This is a genomic window from Chromohalobacter sarecensis, assembly GCF_023061135.1.
Classification (GTDB): domain Bacteria; phylum Pseudomonadota; class Gammaproteobacteria; order Pseudomonadales; family Halomonadaceae; genus Chromohalobacter; species Chromohalobacter sarecensis.
This window is the reverse complement of record NZ_JAKGAN010000001.1, coordinates 463,394-482,109: the sequence shown is the minus strand read 5'-3', so window position 1 is coordinate 482,109 and position 18,716 is coordinate 463,394. Positions and strand designations below refer to the sequence as shown.

Genomic DNA, 18,716 nt, shown 5'->3' with positions numbered 1-18,716 from the left:
GTGGCTTAGAAGCTCGTCGCCCGGTAACCGGGGATGGCTTCCTCGAAGTAACTGTCGGCCTCCTGACCAACGCCACCCAAGCCCTTGAAGACGAAGCGCAGGAACAGTCCGCGATCCGTGTAGTCGTCATCGATAGTATTAGCCGTGTCATTGTCTTCGACCCACTCGCGCCAGACGAGTTGTACGGCGGAGCAACAGTCGTTGAACTGGACACCCGCCAATTGCTCCAGGGCGCGGTCATTGGTGTTGTCATACAAGAAACGACCGATCAGATCCAGACTCGGCGTCGCCTGGTACGCGAACGACACGTCGTAATCCTCGCGATTGTAGCCCAGACGATCCTCGGCATCGTCCTGCGGCTGGAACCCTTCGAGTTGCCAATTGTAGCCAAGGTTCAATACGTGGCCGGCAGGATCTTGATACTGCACATACGCTGAGGCCTTCTCGGTCATGCTGCGATCAGGATCGTAGAACCAGGAATAGCGGCTACGCCAGCGCTCGGTCATCTGCCATTCCAGTTGGGTGATCACCGGCGAACGGTCCCGCGTGGCGTTGTACCAGTCCTGATAGTTGCGCTCACGATCCGGCAAGGTGTCGGGGTCGCCGTTCATGTCGATGTTGCGGTTGGAGAAATAGCTGCTCTGGCCCACCGACAGCGACAAGCGTTCACGGCCGGTAGCATCTTCCAAGAAGCGCGTAGTGGCGCCGTAGGACAGTTTGTTGACATCGCCCAGGCGGTCGGCGCCGGAGAAACGGTAAGGCGACCATAATTGCCCCCAGGAGACGGCACGCTCGCTGGTGTCGAAATCGGGAAAATCGCTCTGGTCACGCTCTGGCACATAGGCGTAGTAGAGCCGCGGCTCCAGGGTCTGACGCCAATCGGTACCGAATATTGTGGTGTCGCGCTCGAAAATTAGCCCGGAGTCCATCGACAGCACCGGCGCCACCAGGGAAGGGTCCTCGTCGCGGTCGGTTTGGCGGTTGCCGTAATCGAGTTGATAACTCGACTGCCACAGCTGCGCACGCGGCTCTAAAAAGCCCCAACTGGGATCGGCGCGCCACCCCAGCGCCGGTGTCAGATGCACGCGCGAGCCATTGGCGGCCTCACGCTCTGGAATTCTACGCCGATTGCCGGTTTCCTCATCCGTCCAGAACCCTTGGCTGTCGACACCGTCGAGGTTGCGCCAGAAGTAGGTCGCATTGGAATTCCACTCCTGGTAGAAGCCGTTGTCCTGACTCCAGCGGGCATCCGCGCTCAGGCTGGGCAGTCGATAGAACGGCTTGTCGTCCTCATCGAGCGGATAATCGAGCTTTTGATACCCTTGGACACGCGCGTCGAGACGCCAGGTATCGCCGCGATAGGTCGTGCGCGCCAGACGATCCAGGTGATCGGTATCCTGCTCAGCGAAATTGCGACCGAAATCATCGAAGTAGCGGCCGTCGCTCGCCGCACCATAGGCCAGTTGATAATCCAGCTGCGACGAGAAGCGTCCCGCATGCTGATAATCGATGTACCAGCGCGCTTCGTCTTCGAAGGCGTCATCGGGATCGTTGGGATTGTCGCTTTTACCGCCCCGGTCGCTGGCCAAGTAGGCGCCTTCGACCGTCCCCTGATCGCTACCGAACAAGTAACGGAACTCACCGCCCAGCATGGCGCCATGCTCGCTCATCCAGCGCGGTGACAAGGTGGCATCGTAATTGGGCGCCAGGTTGAGATAGTAGGGCTGGGTATAGTCGAATCCATCGCCCGAGAAGCCCAGCGTCGGCCATAGAAAGCCGCTTTGCCGACGATCGTCGATGGGAAAGCGCACCCATGGCCAGTAGAACACCGGCACATCGCCCATCTCCAGGCGCGCATTGGTGGCGGTACCGAAGCCCTCTTCACGGTCCAGGGTCACGTCGCTGCCCACCATGCGCCACAGGCGATTACCCGGCTCGCAGGTGGTGAAGCTGGCGTCGTCGAGACGGTAGCGGCCATCCGCCAGGCGTTGAAGTTCGACAGCATCGCCGCGCAAGCGCTGATCATGAACGACGTAATGCGCGTCGTCGATTTGAGCGGCGTCGCTATCCAGCGCCATGCTGGCATCGCCGCCGCGCACCAGCAGCCCTGGGTTGCGAACCGCCGTCGGCCCCTCGGCGAAGGCGCGGTCGCGCTCGGCGTTGACACGCACGCGCGGCGACTCGAGTTGCGTCTCGCCTCGCCGCAGCGCCACCTCGCCAGACAGTATGGTGCCGCCATCGTCGCCATAGGCCGCTTCAGCGGAATCGGTGCGGATCTGCCGAGGCGTATCGCCGGCGCGCAGCTGATAGCCCGGCTCGACGTAACGCCCGCTACACAACGCGCCTTGCGGCGCACTATCGCCCCAAGGCTGCCAGTCCATCTGCTGCGCGGGCAGGGGAGCGGGAGGCGCTGCGTGGGCAGCGGCGGTCATCAAGCCTGAGAGGGCAGTCCAGAAGAATCGCTTGCCCATGGTCCTCTGTGTCCTTGCCGAGTGGAATCGGTATTATACAGCCCCTGTCGCGTGCGTCTGCCTCGCGAAGACACACCGAGTGCGACACGCAGACGTATCGCGCGGCGCCATGAGCGTCGATAATGCGCGACGAGTGAAGGACGCGCCAGGGAATCGACGCCCAGCATGCGGCGGCGAACCAGGCCCGTCAACACGCAACCCACGAGGAGCCTGCATGAACGAGCGAGCGGAAACCTTGCAACGCTGGGTCGCCCGGCAACACGCCCTGCCCTTCGACGCCTGCCCGCTGGAAGACGTCGCCGGCGATGCCAGCTTCCGCCATTACTACCGTTTCCGTCTTCCCGACGGGACCCGACGCGTACTGATGGATGCCCCACCCGAGCACGAGAACAGCCAACCGTTCGTGGACATCGCCCGTGCCTGGCGCGCGGCCCAGTTGCCGGTGCCTGCCCTGTATGGCGTCGATCTCGAAGCGGGCTTCGTCGAGCTCGAGGATCTGGGCGACGACGTCATGCATCAGCATTTGGTAAGCGACGCCGATGCCCATACCTGGTTCGAACGTGCCCTGCACTTGCTGGAACGCCTGCAGCGCCAGGCACCCTGCGACGACTTGCCCGAGTATGACCGCGCCCTGCTGGCGCGTGAGCTGGATCTTTTCCCCGCGTGGTGTCTCACGCAACTGCTCGACCTTCCCGTACCCCCCAGTTGGCCCGTCCTGCGCGACTCCCTCATCGACAACGCTCTGGCCCAGCCCCGCGTTGCCGTCCACCGCGACTTCGATGCCATGAACCTGATGCTGCACGAGGACGCGCTGTGGCTCATTGATTTCCAGGATGCCGTCAACGGACCGATCAGCTACGACCTGGTATCACTGCTGCGCGGGCGCTACCGTCTGTGGCCACAGGCGCTCATGACCGACTTCATCGAGAATTTCCGCCAGCGGGCGCTGGCGGATGGACGCCTGCCGCCCATCGACGCCGACGCCTTTCATCAGCAGGTCGAGGCCATGGGCGTACATCGCTCGCTCAAGGTCCTAGGAATTTTCTGCCGCCTGACGCTGCGCGATGCCAAGCCTCGCTATCTGGAGCGCCTGCCGCACTTCCTGTCGCATTTGCGGCAAGGGCTCGCAGCGCTCCCCGCGCACGGTGATTTTCTCACCTGGGTGGACACCCTCTTCACCCCCGCGCTGTGCCGCGAACTCGACCGCCGAGGCATCGTCCACTCTCTGGAGGAGCGCCTTTCATGAAGGCCATGATTCTCGCCGCTGGCCTGGGGACGCGGATGCGCCCCCTCACGGACCACTGTCCCAAGCCGTTACTGCCGATCGCGGGCAAGCCGTTGATCGTGCACCATCTGGAGCGCCTGGCGGCGGCGGGCATCACCGATATCGTGATCAACGTCAGCTATCGCGCCGAGCAGATCGTCGAGGCGCTCGGCGACGGCCAACGCTTCGGTGTATCGCTCACCTTCAGCCACGAGACGACGCCCCTCGAGACGGCAGGCGGCATTCGCCACGCACTACCCTTGCTGGGTAAAGCGCCCTTTCTAGTCATCAACGGCGACGTCTGGTGCGATGCCGCACTGAAGACACTGCCCGAAGTAAAGGACGACCTTGCCCATCTGGTACTGGTCGCCAATCCCGACCACCACGCCGAGGGTGACTTCGCCCTCGACGACGCAGGACGCGTGCGGCTCGACAGCACGCCACGCCTGACCTACGCCGGACTGGCGATACTCGACCCCGCGCTCGTCGCCTCGCTGCCCGACGATGTGCCCGCCAAGCTGGCGCCCCTGCTCCGTGAGGCGATCGCCTCGCAACGTGTCGGCGGCACGCATCATCACGGCGGCTGGGTGGATGTCGGCACGCCCGAGCGCCTCGAGGCGCTGGACGCCCATCTGCGCGACATTTGAGATCGGCCACGAGCATCCCCACATTGAGTGGACGCGGCGTACGGGAAAGGCGACACGAACACGTCACTCCCGTTACCATGCAAAGTAATTTCCAGGCCACGCCCCGGCGTGCGGCACACGCAGACAGATGAGGAATCCCAGCCCATGAAAGCCAGCATCAAGTGGACCGACGGTCGCCAGTTCGTCGCCGAGGCCGGCAGCGGCCATAGCGTAGTGCTCGATGGCAATCCCGAGCACGGCGGTCGCAACACCGGTCCGCGCCCCATGGAAATGATGTTGATGGGCCTGGGCGGCTGCACCTCGTTCGATGTCATGCAGATTCTCGAAAAGGCACGTGCCGCCGTGACCGACTGCGTGGCCAGCGTCGAGGCCGAACGTGCCGAGGGCACGCCTTCTGTGTTCACCAAGATCCATGTGCACTTCACGGTGACCGGGCACGCTCTCAAGGACGCTCAGGTCAAACGCGCGGTAGAGCTTTCCGCCGACAAGTATTGCAGCGCATCCATCATGCTCGCGCGCGGCGGCGTCGAGATGACGCATTCCTACGAGATCGTCGAGGCGTGAAGCACCCGCGCGGCGTGTGCGTGACGACATAACCCGCATGGCAACGTGGAAGATTTTGCAATCGACAGATGCGCCGGTCACGGTGGATGTGCATAATACGCGCCTTCCTGCATACGCATCTGCTCGGGTTCCGGCGCCTGTTCGTCGGGTTCAGTACTAACCTGCCAATTGGGAGGCTCGGACGTGACCGATAATCTCCGACTCCACGGGTTCAACAACCTGACCAGCTCGCTGAGCTTCAATATATATGACATCTGCTATGCCAAGACGGAAGAGCAGCGCAAGGCTTACATCGATTATATCGACGAGCTTTACAACGCCGAACGCCTGACGCAGATCCTCAAGGACGTCACCAACATCATCGGTGCGCACGTGCTCAATATCTCGCGCCAGGATTACGAGCCGCACGGTGCCAGCGTGACCATCCTCATCGCCGAGCACGAACTCGACGAGCACGATCCCGAGCATATCGAGCCGGGCCCGGGGCCGTTACCCGAAACCGTACTCGGGCATCTCGACAAGAGCCATGTCACGGTGCATACCTATCCAGAGTCGCATCCGGACAACGGCATCAGCACCTTTCGCCTGGACATCGACGTATCGACCTGCGGCATGATCAGCCCGCTCAAGGCGCTGAACTATCTCATCCACAGTTTCGACTCCGACATCGTGACCACGGACTATCGCGTGCGCGGCTTCACGCGCGACGTCGACGGTCGCAAGCTGTTCATCGACCATGACATCACGTCCATCCAGGACTACCTGGCGGAAGATACCAAGCGCGCCTATCAGATGGTCGACGTCAACGTCTATCAGGAAAACATGTTCCACACCAAGATGTTGCTGAAGGACTTCGAGCTCGACAACTATCTGTTCGGCAGCACACGTCGCGACCTGACCTTCGAGGAAGCCCGCAACATCGAGGATCGGCTGCGCAAGGAAATGCTGGAAATCTTCTATTCCCGCAACCTCGACTGATTTGCCGCTTTACGGCGAAGCGTTAAACCGTCATCTGAAAGCAGAAAGAAAACCCCTGCCGGTCAATATCGACGGGGGTTTGTCGTTGGGGTTCCTTCCGACTTACATCTTATAACTTATACTTTATAGCTTATAAACTGACCTGGTCATCACCTGCGACATCACCCGCATGCCTAGCTTGAGAGGGGCAGGAAAGCGTGCACCGCCCGCCTCCAGCGCCCAACGTTCGTGATGCGCCTCATCGACCCTCATCTGCTCGAGCACCGCCCGCGAGCGCCTGTCGCCCTGCGGCAGCTTGTGCATGTGATCGTCGAGGTGGCGGCCGACCTGCTCCTCGGTAGCGGCGACGAAGCCCAGGCTGATGTTATCGCCCAGCACCCCGGCGAGCGCGCCCATGCCGAACGACGCCGCGTAAAACGCTGGATTGAGATAGCTGGTCCGATCATTGAGCTCACACAGACGTTCATCGCACCAGGCAAGATGATCGATTTCCTCGGCCGCCGCCTGTTCCATTTGATCGCGCGTCTCGTGCAGCTTGGCGGTTGACCCTTGGCCCTGATAAAGCGCCTGGGCACACACCTCACCCGTATGATTGATGCGCATCAGCCCCGCAGCATGGCGACGCTCGGCGTCGGTCATTTCGGCGTCCTGCGTGCCCACGGCGGGGTTGGCGCGTGAGGCACTGGCGGCATGCGGCACCAGCGTGCGCAGGATGGTATCGAACTGCTGGATCAAATTGTCGGTGCGGGAAAGCTGACGGGACATGTAGGAGTCTCCATGCAACAAAGCGGAGTGTAAAAAGCGCGAGCATCGTAAAACCGGGCCACTCGAGGAGCAGCCCGGCAGCATCGATGCGTCCATCGCTGGGAAGAAACGCGCAAGATGCCGGCGCGTTACGGTCAGCCCGCTGGCCAAGTGAAGCGACGACCGCCCATCAAATGCATATGCACATGATAGACCGACTGGCCGCCATGGTCATTGCAATTCATCACCACGCGATAACCATCCTCGGCAAAGCCGAGATCCCGCGCCAAGCGTGCGGCGGTATACTGCAGCCGCCCGACCAGCGCCAGATCGCCCTCTTCGATGTCGTTGAGCGTAGCGATGTGCTTCTTGGGGATGATCAGTATATGCGTAGGCGCCTGGGGATTGATGTCATTGAACGCCAACACATGATCGTCCTCGTAGACGATATCCGGCTCGATATCGCGATTCACCATCTTGCAGAACAGACAATCCATGAGCTTTCCTCTTCGCGTCGATGTAGAAATAGCTGTCCAGGCCTCGCTTGCAAAATACTTAACGAAAGCGGCGCTGATCCAATAACTGCGTCACCAGCGGCGCCAGAATCAAATCCATGGCCAGCGACATGCGTGCCCCCGGCACGACCAGGGTATGCGGGCGCGTCATGAAGGAGTCGCGAATCATCGTCAGTAGATACGGAAAATCCACCGAGTGCGGGTCGCGAAAGCGAATCACCACCATGGACTCGGCATCGGTGGGAATGTCCTGCACCTCGAAGGGGTTGGACGTATCCACCGTCGGCACACGCTGAAAGTTGATGTGGCTACGCGAGAACTGCGGCTGAATATAACGCACGTAATCATGCATGCGCCCCAGAATGGTATCGATCACCGACTCCTGGGAATGACCGCGCAGATTGGTGTCGCGGTGAATCTTCTGGATCCACTCGAGATTCATCGTCGGGGCCACCCCGACCAGCAGGTCGACATGCTTGGCGATATCGTATTCATGCGTCACCAGCCCACCATGCAAACCTTCATAAAATAGCAGGTCGGTGCCGCCGGGCACTGGCTCCCACTCGGTGAACGTGCCCACCTGATACCCGGCCTCGATATGCTGCTTGTCCTCGGCATGGATGTAATGACGATGCATGCCCATGCCCAGGTCGCCGTATTCCTGGAACAGGCCCTCGAGGCGATCGAGCAGATTGGCTTCTACCGCAAAATGCGACAGCTCGGACTTGCGGCTAGGCTCTTCCTCGAAGATGCGTGCCAGCTCATCGCGTGTGTAGCGATGAAAGGCATCGCCGTCGACGAACGCCGCGTGGATGTCCTCGCGCGCGAACATGCGCTCGAACGTCCGCTTGACGGTCGTAGTACCGGCTCCCGAGGAACCGGTCACCGCGATGATCGGATATTCACGCGACATGGTGCGTTTCTCCGCTTCGCGAAACTCTTAACACTCGGCGCATGCTGGCCACGCGCTCGGCACTGCTCGATCGTACAGCTTCCATGTCGCGTTACCCTGCTCGTCGCTTATTGTGTTGGTAGAGCGGCATGCCGAACGCCTTATGCGTTGGCGTCATCGCGCTCCCGGGCCACCGCGCGATGGGCGATGTCGCGGCGGTACAGCGCCTCTGGCCAGTCGATCGCCGCCACGCCTTCGTAGGCATGCGCGCGCGCCACCGTGACACGCGCGCCCAAGGCCGTTACACATAGCACGCGACCACCGCTGGTCACGACCCGACCATCGTCGCGCAAGGCGGTACCTGCATGGAATACCTTGCAGCCCACCGCCTCGGCGCCCTCCAGCCCTTCGATGACATCACCCTTGCGGTAAGCGTCGGGATAACCGCCGGCCGCCATGACCACGCCCACCGCCGCGCGAGTGTCCCAATCGCATTGCTGGGCCGCAAGCTGGCCTTGGGTCGCCGCCAGGCACAGCGCCACCAGGTCCGATTTCAAGCGCATCAGGATGGGCTGGGTTTCCGGATCACCGAAGCGGCAGTTGTATTCGATCACCTTGGGCGCGCCTTGCGGCGAGATCATCAGCCCGGCGTACAAGAAGCCCGTATAGGGGCGCCCCTCGGCTGCCATGCCGCGCACCGTGGGCAGGATGACCTCATCCATGATGCGCTGCTCGACCGCTGGGGTCACGACAGGCGCCGGCGAATAGGCGCCCATCCCCCCCGTGTTGGGACCGGTATCGCCATCGCCGGCACGCTTGTGATCCTGGCTGGTAGCCATCGGCAATACGTGCTCGCCATCCACCATGACGATGAAGCTGGCCTCCTCGCCTTGTAGAAACTCCTCGATCACTACCCGCGCGCCGGCATCGCCGAAGGCATTGCCGGCGAGAATGTCACGCACCGCCGCGTCGGCCTCCTCCAGCGTCATGGCCACGATCACCCCTTTGCCGGCGGCAAGACCATCGGCCTTGATGACGATCGGCGCCCCCTGCTCATGCACGTAGGCCAGCGCCGGTTCGATATCGGTGAAGGTGGCATAGGCGGCGGTGGGAATCGCATGCCGAGCGAGGAAATCCTTGGCGAATGCCTTGGAACCCTCCAACTGAGCGGCCGCCTGGGTGGGACCGAAGACAGCCAACCCCGCCGCCTGAAAGCGATCGACCACGCCCTCGACCAGTGGCGCTTCGGGGCCGACGATGGTCAGCTCCACGCCGTTGTCACGCGCGAAGACCTCCAGCCCCACCAAATCGGTAGCGGCGATATCCACGTTGGTGAGTTTCGACTCGCGCGCCGTGCCGGCGTTGCCCGGCGCCACGAAGACGGCATCGACCCGTGGGGATTGGGCCGCCTTCCAGGCGAGTGCGTGCTCGCGGCCACCGCCGCCGATGATCAAAACCTTCATCTGGATAAGACCTTATGGAGCTATGACGAAAAAGATCGGGCCATTATGGCAGAAAGCATGCGCCACCACAGAACGAGACATCAGCGTTCCGACGTATCATCGTCGGGCGCCTGATTCTGACGCATCATGCGCTGCCAGAAACGCAGATTTTCCTCGGCAAGCTCGTGCATGGTGTCCACCGGCGAGTGACGCATCGCCTGCTGCCACTGATCCTGCATACGGCGCTGCTGCTCTAGCATCAATTGCGTGCCCTGTTCGAGATAACGGGCCAGCGGCAAGGGCTGCGCCATGGCGTAAATGCGGATCAATTGTTCGAGCAAGGCGTTGGAGAAGACATCAGCCTCGTTGTCGTTACGCTGTTCCTGCTCGGTGATGATCGACAGCAGGATGGGCCGGGTCAGATCTTCACCGCTTTTGGCGTCCTCGACGCGAAAAGGAACTTCATCGAGCACCAGGCAACGCAAATCCTCCAGCGTCACATAATGACTCTGCTGAGTATCGTAGAGACGACGATTGGCATACTTGCGTATCACGCGCACGGCGCAGTCCTTACTGAGGCTTTCATTGCATTGTGCACCGACATTCGAACAGCGCAAGCCATCCACGACAGCGCGGGGGCATGATAGTAGACTACGCGCGCCATTCGCGGAGCTTTCATGAACCTCATCCTCTTCGACGACAACGACCGCCTCGACGCCCAGCGCATGCATCTACGTGACCCCGTGCGCCTACGCCACCTGCGCGACATACACCGCGCTGTACCCGGCGATGAACTGAGCGTGGGCCTGATCGGCGGCGCACTGGGACGCGGGCGACTGCAATCGCTGGATGACACGGGGGCCATTTTCACGGTCACCCTGGACCGCGATCCCCCCGCGCCGTTGCCGGTTCATCTACTGCTGGCGCTGCCGCGTCCGCGCATGCTGGCGCGGACGCTCGAGCATGTCACCGCGCTGGGCGTCAAACAGCTTACCCTGCTGCATACCCGGCGCGTCGAGAAAAGCTACTGGCAATCACCCGAACTGACGCCCGAGAAGGTCCGCCATCATCTCATCCTCGGGCTCGAGCAGGCACGCGACACACATCTACCGCGCGTGACATTCGAGCCGCGCTTCAAGCCTTTCATCGAGGATCGCCTACCCGCGCAGTTGAGCGGGCGTCGTGCGTTGATCGCGCATCCCGGCATGGCCACGACTTGCCCGCGCGGCCTCGACGAACCCGTCACCCTGGCGATCGGCCCCGAAGGCGGCTTCGTACCTTACGAAGTCGAGCGTTTCGAAGCCCTAGGCTTCGAAGGCGTACACCTGGGTGAGCGCATCCTACGCGTCGAGACCGCCGTGACCGCCCTGCTCGCACGCCTTTTCTAATCTCGCTCTTTTCAACGCCTCCCGCGATATGACACCTCTTAGCCCACCACCTCGGCGCTCCAGCCAGGTGGCGGGGCGCTCACGACTCGCCTGCGTCACGCAACCTCTCGAGCAAGGCATGCGTGGGGAAACCATCCGGAATCATGTCCTGGCTGTGCTGAAATGCACGCAGACCACGCCGCGTGTTGGGGCCCACGATGCCATCCGGCGCTCCACCGGTAGAAAAGCCCTGCGCGTTGAGTCGACGCTGCATCTCCTTGATCTGGGTGCGCGACAGCGGTTCGAGGTCGCGCGGCCAGTCGCCCTGAATACCGTCACCACCCGCAATGCGTTCGGCCAGCGTCGCGACAGCCAGCGCATAGCTGGTGGAGGCGTTATAGCGCATGATGACGCGAAAGTTAGCGCCCACCATTAAGGCGGGACCACGTGCGCCCGCCGGGGTAATCACCGAGGCGTCGTCGAACGACGGCCACTCATCACCGCGTGCACGCACGCCTTGCGAGCGCCATTCATCGCTGGAGTGGCGCACCGAGAGCTCGCTCTGGGCGTAATCGAAATCCTCGGGCAGCGTAACCTCCACGCCCCACGACTCGCCCCCTTGCCAGCCGGCGTCTTCGAGGTAATACGCCGTCGAGGCCATCACGTCGTCCACGCTGCCCCAGATATCACGCCGACCATCACCATCGGCGTCGACCGCATAGGAGAGGAAACTCGACGGCAAGAATTGCGTGTGCCCCATGGCACCCGCCCAGGAACCTCGCATGTGCTCACGGTCGATATCGCCGCTTTGCAGAATCTTCAAGGCCGCGAGCAGTTCGCCACGGGCGAAGTCCTGACGCCGCCCCTCGAATCCTAGCGTGGCCAGCGCATCGATGGTCGAAAAGCTGCCGAAATGGCTACCGTAGTTGCTCTCCACGCCCCAGATCGCCGTCAATATGTCGGCCGGCACCGCGTAGCGATCCTCAGCGCGCATCGCGGCGTCGCGGTGGTCATCGAGTTTTGCACGCCCCTGGCGGACGCGCTGATCGGAGACCGCCGTGTCCAGATACGCCCACACAGGCTGGGAGAATTCTGGCTGCGAGCGGTCGAGTTCGACGATACGCGGTTGGAAGCGGACATCGTCTAAGGCCGCCGACAGCGTGACGGCATCAATGCCTTCTGCGGCCGCATGTCTCCGGTAATCTTCCACCCAGGCGGCGAACTCCTGGCGCATCCCCCGGGTCGATGCCTGTTCGTCGTCTGCGGCCTGAGTGGCGGAGATACTCGGCGTCTTCGCCGGCGCGCTATCGACCTGGGTCGAGGAAGCTGCGGTATCGCTGGTCGCCATGCCTTGGCATCCCGCCAGGCAAAGCCCCAATGCGAGGCTGCAAATAGGTCGTTTCATATGTCGTTCCTTGTCAATGACGACGATGAGGGCCAAGCGCCGAGCAACGCTGGCCGAATCAGGCCGACAGACACAGCTGCCGGGCAGGGATCATGCTACCTAGGCGACGACGCTGCCACCAGAGCGAACGCGCCAGGACAACATCCACTACTGCATCTTTCGGCGCCCAGGCTATAGCGAGGCCGGGAAGGTGCATGGTACATTCGATCAACCATCTCGTTTTGGCGCCCGACGCAACAAATCATCAATCAATACAAGCCGCTGTACACACAGCTTCGCGCCGAAGCGTTCCGAAGGAGGAGAGACACCATGACAGGACACTTCCTGCCCGGCTGCCTGCCGCTGCGCATGCCCTGCCATTACGGTGCCCATCGTCTGTCACTCATGCCAGCCGGCGATGCAACCGACCGCACCCCTGCCTGGATGTTGGCACCCCGAGGTATCAGACGCCCTTATCTGACGGACCCTCCCGTCGTTCGCGACTGACGTTCGCGCTGCCGCCGTCCATACTCGTATCCGAACCTCCGCTCGGATGGTCGCGGGTACCCTCAAACGTTAAACGACAAGAGCAAGTTGCATGTCATTGCTACTGATCGTGCTGTTGCCGCTGCTTGGCAGTCTTTTGCCATTGCTAGGTTCGAATCAGCGGCGCCATCAATGCGCCCTGCTGACCGCCGCGATGCCGCTCATCGCACTGCTGGTCACATTACGCGAGACCCCCGGCGTCCTCGCCGGCGAAGTTCCGCGCCTGGCCTTTTCGTGGGTGCCGGCATTGGGCCTGGACCTCGCTTTGCGCCTTGATGGTCTATCGCTATTGTTCGTGTTGCTGATCCTGGGGATCGGGCTGCTGATCATCCTTTATGCGCGCCATTACCTGGCCGAAGCGGACAATATGCCGCGCTTCTATGCGTATTTGATGCTCTTCATGACCTCGATGCTGGGCATCGTGATGGCCGACAACCTGATCCTGCTATGGATGTTCTGGGAGTTGACCAGCCTGTCGTCATTCTTGCTGATCGGCTTCTGGAGCCACCAATCGGCTCCGCGCAAAGGCGCTCGCATGGCGCTGGCCGTCACCGGCATGGGGGGCCTTGCTCTGCTCGCTGGCTTTATTCTGATTGGCCAGATCGTCGGCAGCTTCGACATGCAGACGGTGCTCGATAGCCGCGATGTCATCCTCGCGGATCCGCGCTATCTGCCGGCGCTGCTGTTGGTTCTTCTCGGCGCATTCACCAAGTCGGCGCAGTTCCCGTTTCAGTTCTGGCTGCCCCAGGCCATGGCAGCGCCAACGCCGGTGTCGGCCTTCCTGCATTCGGCGACCATGGTCAAAGCTGGGGTCTTCCTGCTGGCGCGCCTGCATCCCGCGCTGGCTGGGTCGCAAGAGTGGCTTTACCTAGTCAGCCTGACCGGGTTGGTGACCATGCTGTATGGCGCCTATTTCGCGCTGATCAAACTCGATCTGAAGGCGATCCTGGCGTATTCGACGGTCAGTCACCTGGGGCTGATCACCATGCTGTTCGGCCTTAACAGCCAGATGGCGGTGGTCGCTGGTCTTTTCCACATTCTCAACCACGCGACCTTCAAGGCGGCGCTGTTCATGACCGCCGGGATCGTCGATCATGAGTGCGGCACGCGGGATATTCGCAAGCTCAAGGGCTTATGGCGCTACATGCCGATGACCACTGCGCTGGCCACCATCACCGCGGCCTCGATGGCCGGGTTCCCCTTGCTCAATGGTTTTCTCTCCAAGGAGATGATGCTCGCCGAAACGCTTGAGACACCGCTTCTCGGCGGCTTGGCGTGGCTGATTCCCGCCTTGGCCACCATCGGCAGCATCCTGGCCGCTGCGTACTCGCTACGCTACGTGCGCAATACTTTCTTCGACGGTAAGCCTCGCGAGCTGGAAAAGACCCCGCACGAAGCGCCGTTTCCCTTGCGCCTGCCGGTCCTGGTGCTGGCCATCGTGTGCGTGGTCGTGGGGCTATTCCCCGCGCTGACGGCCACGGGGCTGTTAACGGCCGCCGCCGACGCAACCTTGACGATGCCCGCCCCTGAGCTTCACCTCAGCATCTGGCACGGTTTCAATCTGCCCTTGCTGATGAGCGCGATCGCGCTGATCGGTGGCCTGTTGGTGTACGTGCTACGCCAGCACCTATTCACCTTCCACCGCCAATTCCCGGCGCGCGACTCGCTGGCAATCTTCGAAGGTGCCGTACAGCGCCTGGTGCGTTTCACTCAATGGGGCATCGATACCCTCGAAAACGGTTCGCTGCAGCGCTACATGCTGTGGGTAGTGATCAGCGCCCTGGTCGTGGCCGGCATGAGTTTGATGGGCATCGAGACCTTGAAAGGCGAATTGGCCATTCAAGAGGCCAGCCCCTTGATCATCGTCGGTGCTGTAATCACCTGCTTCGCCGGACTGGCGACGGCCTTCCTGCATCGTCGTCGCCTGATTTCGCTGATCATGCTCTCGGTGGTCGGCTTGATGGCATCGCTGATCTTCGCGCGCTTCTCGGCGCCCGACCTGGCATTGACTCAGTTGGCGGTCGAGGTGGTCACGGTAATCCTCTTGATGCTGGCGCTATTCTTCTTGCCGCAGAAGACACCCAAGGAGTCGAGTGCGTCGCGCATCGTCCGCGATGTCCTGCTGGCGGCGGGCTTCGGCGGGGTAGTGGCAAGCCTCAACTATGCCCTACTGACGCGTCCTTTGAACTCGATTTCCGACTTTTTCCTCGAGAACAGCGTGCCCGGCGGTGGCGGGCATAACGTGGTCAACGTGATTCTGGTCGATTTCCGTGGCTTCGATACTCTGGGCGAAATCACAGTGCTATGCATCGCGGGAATCGGCATCTACAAGCTGCTCAATCGCTTGCGCTTGTTCATGCCCTCCAGCGACAGCGAGGGGCGGCCCTGGTCGCCGGATCGCTACCCCATGATTCTGGCGTCGGTTTCCCAGTCGCTGCTGCCCATGGCCTTGCTGGTCTCGGTGTTCATCTTCCTGCGCGGCCACAATGCCCCGGGCGGCGGCTTCATCGCGGGGCTGGTGACGGCGGTGGCGCTGATCTTGATGTATATCGCCCATGGGGTCGAATGGGCCCAGCAGCGCTTGTCATTCCAGTATCAACCGATCGCCGTCGCCGGCGTCGCCATCGCCGCGCTGACCGGGATTGGCAGTTGGGTCTTCGGGTATCCGTTCTTGACCTCGGCCTTCGGTCACTTCCACATCCCGCTGATCGGTGACGTGGAGTTGGCCACGGCCATGCTGTTCGATCTCGGTGTCTACCTTACCGTGGTCGGTGCCACGCTGATGATCCTTGCCAACCTGGGCAAGGTGACCACGTCGCACCGCCCCTCCAAGCAGAAGGAGAAAGCGTGATGGAAGCGCTATTCGCGACCACCACGGGGATCCTGGCCGCCAGCGGTTTGTATCTGGCGCTACGTGGGCGCACTTTCCCCGTGGTCGTCGGCCTGACGTTGTTGTCCTATGCCGTCAACCTGTTCTTGTTCTCCACCGGGGGGCTGACCACCGACGGTTCGGCCGTGATCGGCGATGGCGGCGGTGAGTACGCCGATCCGCTACCCCAGGCGTTGGTGCTTACCGCCATCGTCATCGGCTTCGCCATGACCGCCTTCTCGGTGATTCTCGCCATGCGCGTGCGCGGTGACGTGGGCAGCGACCACGTCAACGGCAATCGTGTCGACGAGCCGCGGGAGGACAAGTCCTGATGCAGCACTTGATCATTCTGCCGGTGCTATTGCCGCTGCTTACGGGGGTGGCATTGCTGATCCACCGTGGCGGCGCACTCACCTTACGTCGCACAGCCAACGTGCTCTCGACGATCGCGCTGGTGGTGGTGGGAATCTTGCTGGTCGCCGAAAGTACCGACGACACCATCCGTTATTACGCCCTCGGCGACTGGCAACCACCATTCGGCATCGTTCTGGTACTCGACCGTCTGTCCGCCCTGATGGTGATGATCACATCGCTACTGGCACTGGGCAGCTTGCTGTATGCCTGCGCCGGTGACGACGAGCAGGGCTCCAACTTTCACGGCTTGTTCCAGCTGCAACTGATGGGTATCAACGGCGCTTTCTTGACCGGCGATCTCTTCAACTTGTTCGTCTTCTTCGAAGTCCTACTCATCGCCTCCTATGCACTGTTGATGCACGGCGGCGGCAAGGCACGCACGCATGCCGGCTTTCATTACGTGGCGCTCAACCTGCTCGGGTCGATGCTGTTTCTGATCGCACTGGGCATCCTCTATGGCACCATGGGCACGCTCAACATGGCCGATATGTCAGCGGTCGTGCCCACGTTAGATACCGCCGACCTGGGGCTTGTCAAGGCCGGCGCCCTGTTGCTGCTGATCGTGTTCGGGCTCAAGGCGGCCATGCTGCCGCTATATTTCTGGCTGCCGCGCGCCTATGCCGCCGCACCGGCACCGGTAGCCGCCCTGTTCGCGATCATGACCAAGGTCGGGATCTATTCGATTATCCGGGTGTATACGCTGATCTTCGGCGAGCAGGCCGGCCCTCTGGCAAATCTCGCCCAGCCGTGGATATGGTGGCTAGGCTTGGCCACGCTCGCGCTCGGTGCCGTGGGCGTGCTGTCCGCACGTGACATGCGCACTCAGGTGGCATATCTGATCCTGGTCTCGGTGGGCACCCTGCTAGCGGGGACCGGCATGCATAACGAAGCCGCGCTGAGTGCGCTGCTGTATTATCTGATCCACACCACCCTGGTCAGTGGCGGCTTGTTCCTGCTGGTCGATGCCATCGCCCAGCAACGCGGCAAGGCGGGCGCGCGCATCGTACAGTCCCGCACGCTGACGCAGCCCGCCACACTGGGCTTGCTATTCTTCGCTGGCGCCATCGCCATGGCCGGTTTGCCGCCTTTGTCCGGCGCCTTCGGCAAGGCCCTGCTGCTTCAGGCAGCGACGACGGCCCAACAGTATTGGCTGTGGCCGATTCTTCTGGGTAGCGGGCTTGCTTCCTTGATAGCGTTATCGCGTACCGGCTCGACCATCTTCTGGCGGGCGTCGGGCGAGAAGACCGGTATCACGCTCGGCCCACTGCGCGTCACCGGCACGCTCATGCTGATCGGTTGTGCACCGCTCATGGTGGCCTTTGCCGGTCCCATTACGGCGTTTACCCAGGCGACCGCCGCCCAATTGCTCGACCGCGACGCGTATGTAGAATCCATCATCGCCCGCGACGACACTGGAGGTGATGCATGATTCGTCCTCGCAAGTGGCTGCCAATGCCCCTGCTATCCGTCCTGCTGCTGATCGTGTGGCTGCTGTTGATGAACAGCGTCGCCCTGGGAAACTGGCTGCTTGGCGGCTTTCTAGCCATCGTCATCCCGCTGATCACCAAGCCCTTCTGGGAGGAACAACCCAGGATCAAGAAACCTTGGCTCATGGTGCGCTATTTCTTCCGGGTACTGCTCGATATCGTGGTCGCCAACCTGGAGGCCTCCAAGGTCATACTCGATCCGCGAGGACGGGCACGTCCCGCCTTCGTCGAGTACCCGCTCGAGCTGCAGGAGAATTTCGCGATCACCATGCTGGCCAGCACCATCACCCTGACGCCGGGAACGGTGTCGGCGCATCTGCGCATGGATGGTAAGACCCTGCTGATCCATGCCCTGGATGTGGGCGATATAGACGATATGAAGCGTCATATCCATGAGCGCTATGAGCGTACGCTCAAGGAGATCTTCGAATGCTAGATTTTGCTCTCAAAGTCAGCGTGGTGCTGTTCGCGATCGCGGTGGTGCTCAATTTGTACCGGGTCGCGGTCGGCCCCAGCCTACCCGACCGCATCCTGGCGCTGGACACGATGTACGTGAATTCCATCGCCTTGATCGTATTGTTCGGCATTTGGCTAGGGCATCGCACCTATTTCGAGGCGGCGCTGCTCATCGCCATGCTCGGTTTCGTGAGCACCGTGGCGGTTTGCAAGTACTTGTTACGCGGCGACATCATCGAATAGCGGAGAGACCATGATTGCCTTATATACGTTGATGGAAGGCATCATCGCCTTCTTTTTGATCGCCGGTAGTATCTTCGCCTTGATCGGCTCGCTGGGGCTGGCCCGCATGAAGGATTTCTACATGCGCCTGCACGGCCCCTCGAAGATATCCACGCTGGGCGTAGGCTGCATACTGCTGGCCTCTATTGCCTATTTCAGCCTTCTCGAGAGCGGCCCCAGCCTGCAGGAACTGCTGATTACCATCTTCTTGTTCATTACCGCCCCCGTCTCCGCGCACCTACTGAGCAAGAGCGCATTGCATCAGAAGCTCGAACGCGACCCCAGGACCCGCGGCAATCCCGAGGAGCTTCAGGAAGACGACGATGAACACACCCTCGAGGAATCGCCCCAGGGCAGCTCCAAACTACCCTGAACAGTTACAAACCACCCTGAA

Annotated in this window: 19 protein-coding genes; 12 read left to right on the top strand and 7 right to left on the bottom strand. The window is 61.7% G+C overall.

Going from position 1 to position 18,716, the window contains the following annotated elements:
* Positions 1–5: 5 nt before the first annotated feature.
* Complete coding sequence (locus L1071_RS02220; protein ID WP_246968129.1) at positions 6–2,471, bottom strand: LPS-assembly protein LptD; 2,466 nt, start codon at positions 2,469–2,471, stop codon at positions 6–8.
* Between the two features lie 214 nt (positions 2,472–2,685).
* Between L1071_RS02220 and L1071_RS02215 the strand changes: the two genes are divergently transcribed.
* From L1071_RS02215 to speD, 4 genes are all read left to right on the top strand, one after another.
* Positions 2,686–3,717: an aminoglycoside phosphotransferase family protein gene (locus L1071_RS02215; protein ID WP_246968127.1), complete on the top strand. Its 1,032-nt coding sequence runs from the start codon at positions 2,686–2,688 to the stop codon at positions 3,715–3,717.
* Complete coding sequence (gene murU / locus L1071_RS02210) at positions 3,714–4,382, top strand: N-acetylmuramate alpha-1-phosphate uridylyltransferase MurU (RefSeq protein ID WP_246968124.1); 669 nt, start codon at positions 3,714–3,716, stop codon at positions 4,380–4,382. The genes L1071_RS02215 and murU overlap by 4 nt, the downstream gene beginning before the upstream one ends.
* A gap of 144 nt (positions 4,383–4,526) precedes the next feature.
* The gene (locus L1071_RS02205; RefSeq protein ID WP_246968122.1) at positions 4,527–4,946 is read left to right on the top strand and encodes an OsmC family protein; all 420 of its coding nucleotides are present in this window, start codon (positions 4,527–4,529) and stop codon (positions 4,944–4,946) included.
* Positions 4,947–5,129: 183 nt separating this feature from the next.
* Positions 5,130–5,924, top strand: a complete 795-nt coding sequence (gene speD / locus L1071_RS02200) for an adenosylmethionine decarboxylase (protein WP_040244482.1) — start codon at positions 5,130–5,132, stop codon at positions 5,922–5,924.
* Between the two features lie 123 nt (positions 5,925–6,047).
* Here the strand turns inward: speD and coq7 are convergent, their stop codons facing one another.
* The 5 genes from coq7 to phaR form a co-directional block, all read right to left on the bottom strand.
* Positions 6,048–6,689, bottom strand: coding sequence for a 2-polyprenyl-3-methyl-6-methoxy-1,4-benzoquinone monooxygenase (gene coq7, locus L1071_RS02195; protein WP_246968120.1), 642 nt, complete (start codon positions 6,687–6,689; stop codon positions 6,048–6,050).
* 134 nt (positions 6,690–6,823) lie between these two features.
* Complete coding sequence (locus L1071_RS02190; RefSeq protein ID WP_246968118.1) at positions 6,824–7,165, bottom strand: histidine triad nucleotide-binding protein; 342 nt, start codon at positions 7,163–7,165, stop codon at positions 6,824–6,826.
* 58 nt (positions 7,166–7,223) lie between these two features.
* Entirely contained in the window at positions 7,224–8,096 is an 873-nt protein-coding gene (locus tag L1071_RS02185; RefSeq protein ID WP_075370205.1) for a phosphoribulokinase, read from the bottom strand.
* A 140-nt stretch (positions 8,097–8,236) separates the two neighbouring features.
* Positions 8,237–9,538, bottom strand: a complete 1,302-nt coding sequence (purD, locus tag L1071_RS02180; protein WP_246968116.1) for a phosphoribosylamine--glycine ligase — start codon at positions 9,536–9,538, stop codon at positions 8,237–8,239.
* An 80-nt stretch (positions 9,539–9,618) separates the two neighbouring features.
* Entirely contained in the window at positions 9,619–10,077 is a 459-nt protein-coding gene (gene phaR, locus L1071_RS02175) for a polyhydroxyalkanoate synthesis repressor PhaR (protein ID WP_246968114.1), read from the bottom strand.
* Between the two features lie 117 nt (positions 10,078–10,194).
* Between phaR and L1071_RS02170 the strand changes: the two genes are divergently transcribed.
* Positions 10,195–10,905 (top strand): 16S rRNA (uracil(1498)-N(3))-methyltransferase, encoded by a 711-nt coding sequence (locus L1071_RS02170; RefSeq protein WP_246968112.1) that lies wholly within the window; start codon positions 10,195–10,197, stop codon positions 10,903–10,905.
* A 79-nt stretch (positions 10,906–10,984) separates the two neighbouring features.
* On the opposite strand, the gene L1071_RS02165 is transcribed toward L1071_RS02170, so the two are convergent.
* Positions 10,985–12,289 (bottom strand): lytic murein transglycosylase, encoded by a 1,305-nt coding sequence (locus L1071_RS02165; RefSeq protein ID WP_246968110.1) that lies wholly within the window; start codon positions 12,287–12,289, stop codon positions 10,985–10,987.
* Positions 12,290–12,598: 309 nt separating this feature from the next.
* Between L1071_RS02165 and L1071_RS02160 the strand changes: the two genes are divergently transcribed.
* The 7 genes from L1071_RS02160 (at position 12,599) to L1071_RS02130 (ending at position 18,695) form a co-directional block, all read left to right on the top strand.
* Positions 12,599–12,775, top strand: a complete 177-nt coding sequence (locus tag L1071_RS02160; RefSeq protein WP_246968108.1) for a hypothetical protein — start codon at positions 12,599–12,601, stop codon at positions 12,773–12,775.
* Positions 12,776–12,866: 91 nt separating this feature from the next.
* Positions 12,867–15,665, top strand: coding sequence for a monovalent cation/H+ antiporter subunit A (locus L1071_RS02155; RefSeq protein ID WP_246968105.1), 2,799 nt, complete (start codon positions 12,867–12,869; stop codon positions 15,663–15,665).
* On the top strand, positions 15,665–16,015 hold the full coding sequence (locus tag L1071_RS02150; protein ID WP_246897182.1) for a Na+/H+ antiporter subunit C: 351 nt from the start codon (positions 15,665–15,667) through the stop codon (positions 16,013–16,015). The genes L1071_RS02155 and L1071_RS02150 overlap by 1 nt, the downstream gene beginning before the upstream one ends.
* Positions 16,012–17,526, top strand: coding sequence for a monovalent cation/H+ antiporter subunit D (locus L1071_RS02145; protein WP_246968514.1), 1,515 nt, complete (start codon positions 16,012–16,014; stop codon positions 17,524–17,526). The genes L1071_RS02150 and L1071_RS02145 overlap by 4 nt, the downstream gene beginning before the upstream one ends.
* Positions 17,523–18,020 carry a Na+/H+ antiporter subunit E gene (locus tag L1071_RS02140; protein ID WP_246968102.1) on the top strand — a complete coding sequence of 166 codons (498 nt, stop codon included), beginning with the start codon at positions 17,523–17,525 and terminating at the stop codon, positions 18,018–18,020. The genes L1071_RS02145 and L1071_RS02140 overlap by 4 nt, the downstream gene beginning before the upstream one ends.
* On the top strand, positions 18,014–18,283 hold the full coding sequence (locus tag L1071_RS02135; RefSeq protein WP_246968100.1) for a K+/H+ antiporter subunit F: 270 nt from the start codon (positions 18,014–18,016) through the stop codon (positions 18,281–18,283). Before L1071_RS02140 ends, L1071_RS02135 begins: the two co-directional genes overlap by 7 nt.
* Positions 18,284–18,293: 10 nt before the next feature.
* Positions 18,294–18,695 carry a Na+/H+ antiporter subunit G gene (locus L1071_RS02130; protein WP_246968097.1) on the top strand — a complete coding sequence of 134 codons (402 nt, stop codon included), beginning with the start codon at positions 18,294–18,296 and terminating at the stop codon, positions 18,693–18,695.
* Positions 18,696–18,716 lie beyond the last annotated feature (21 nt).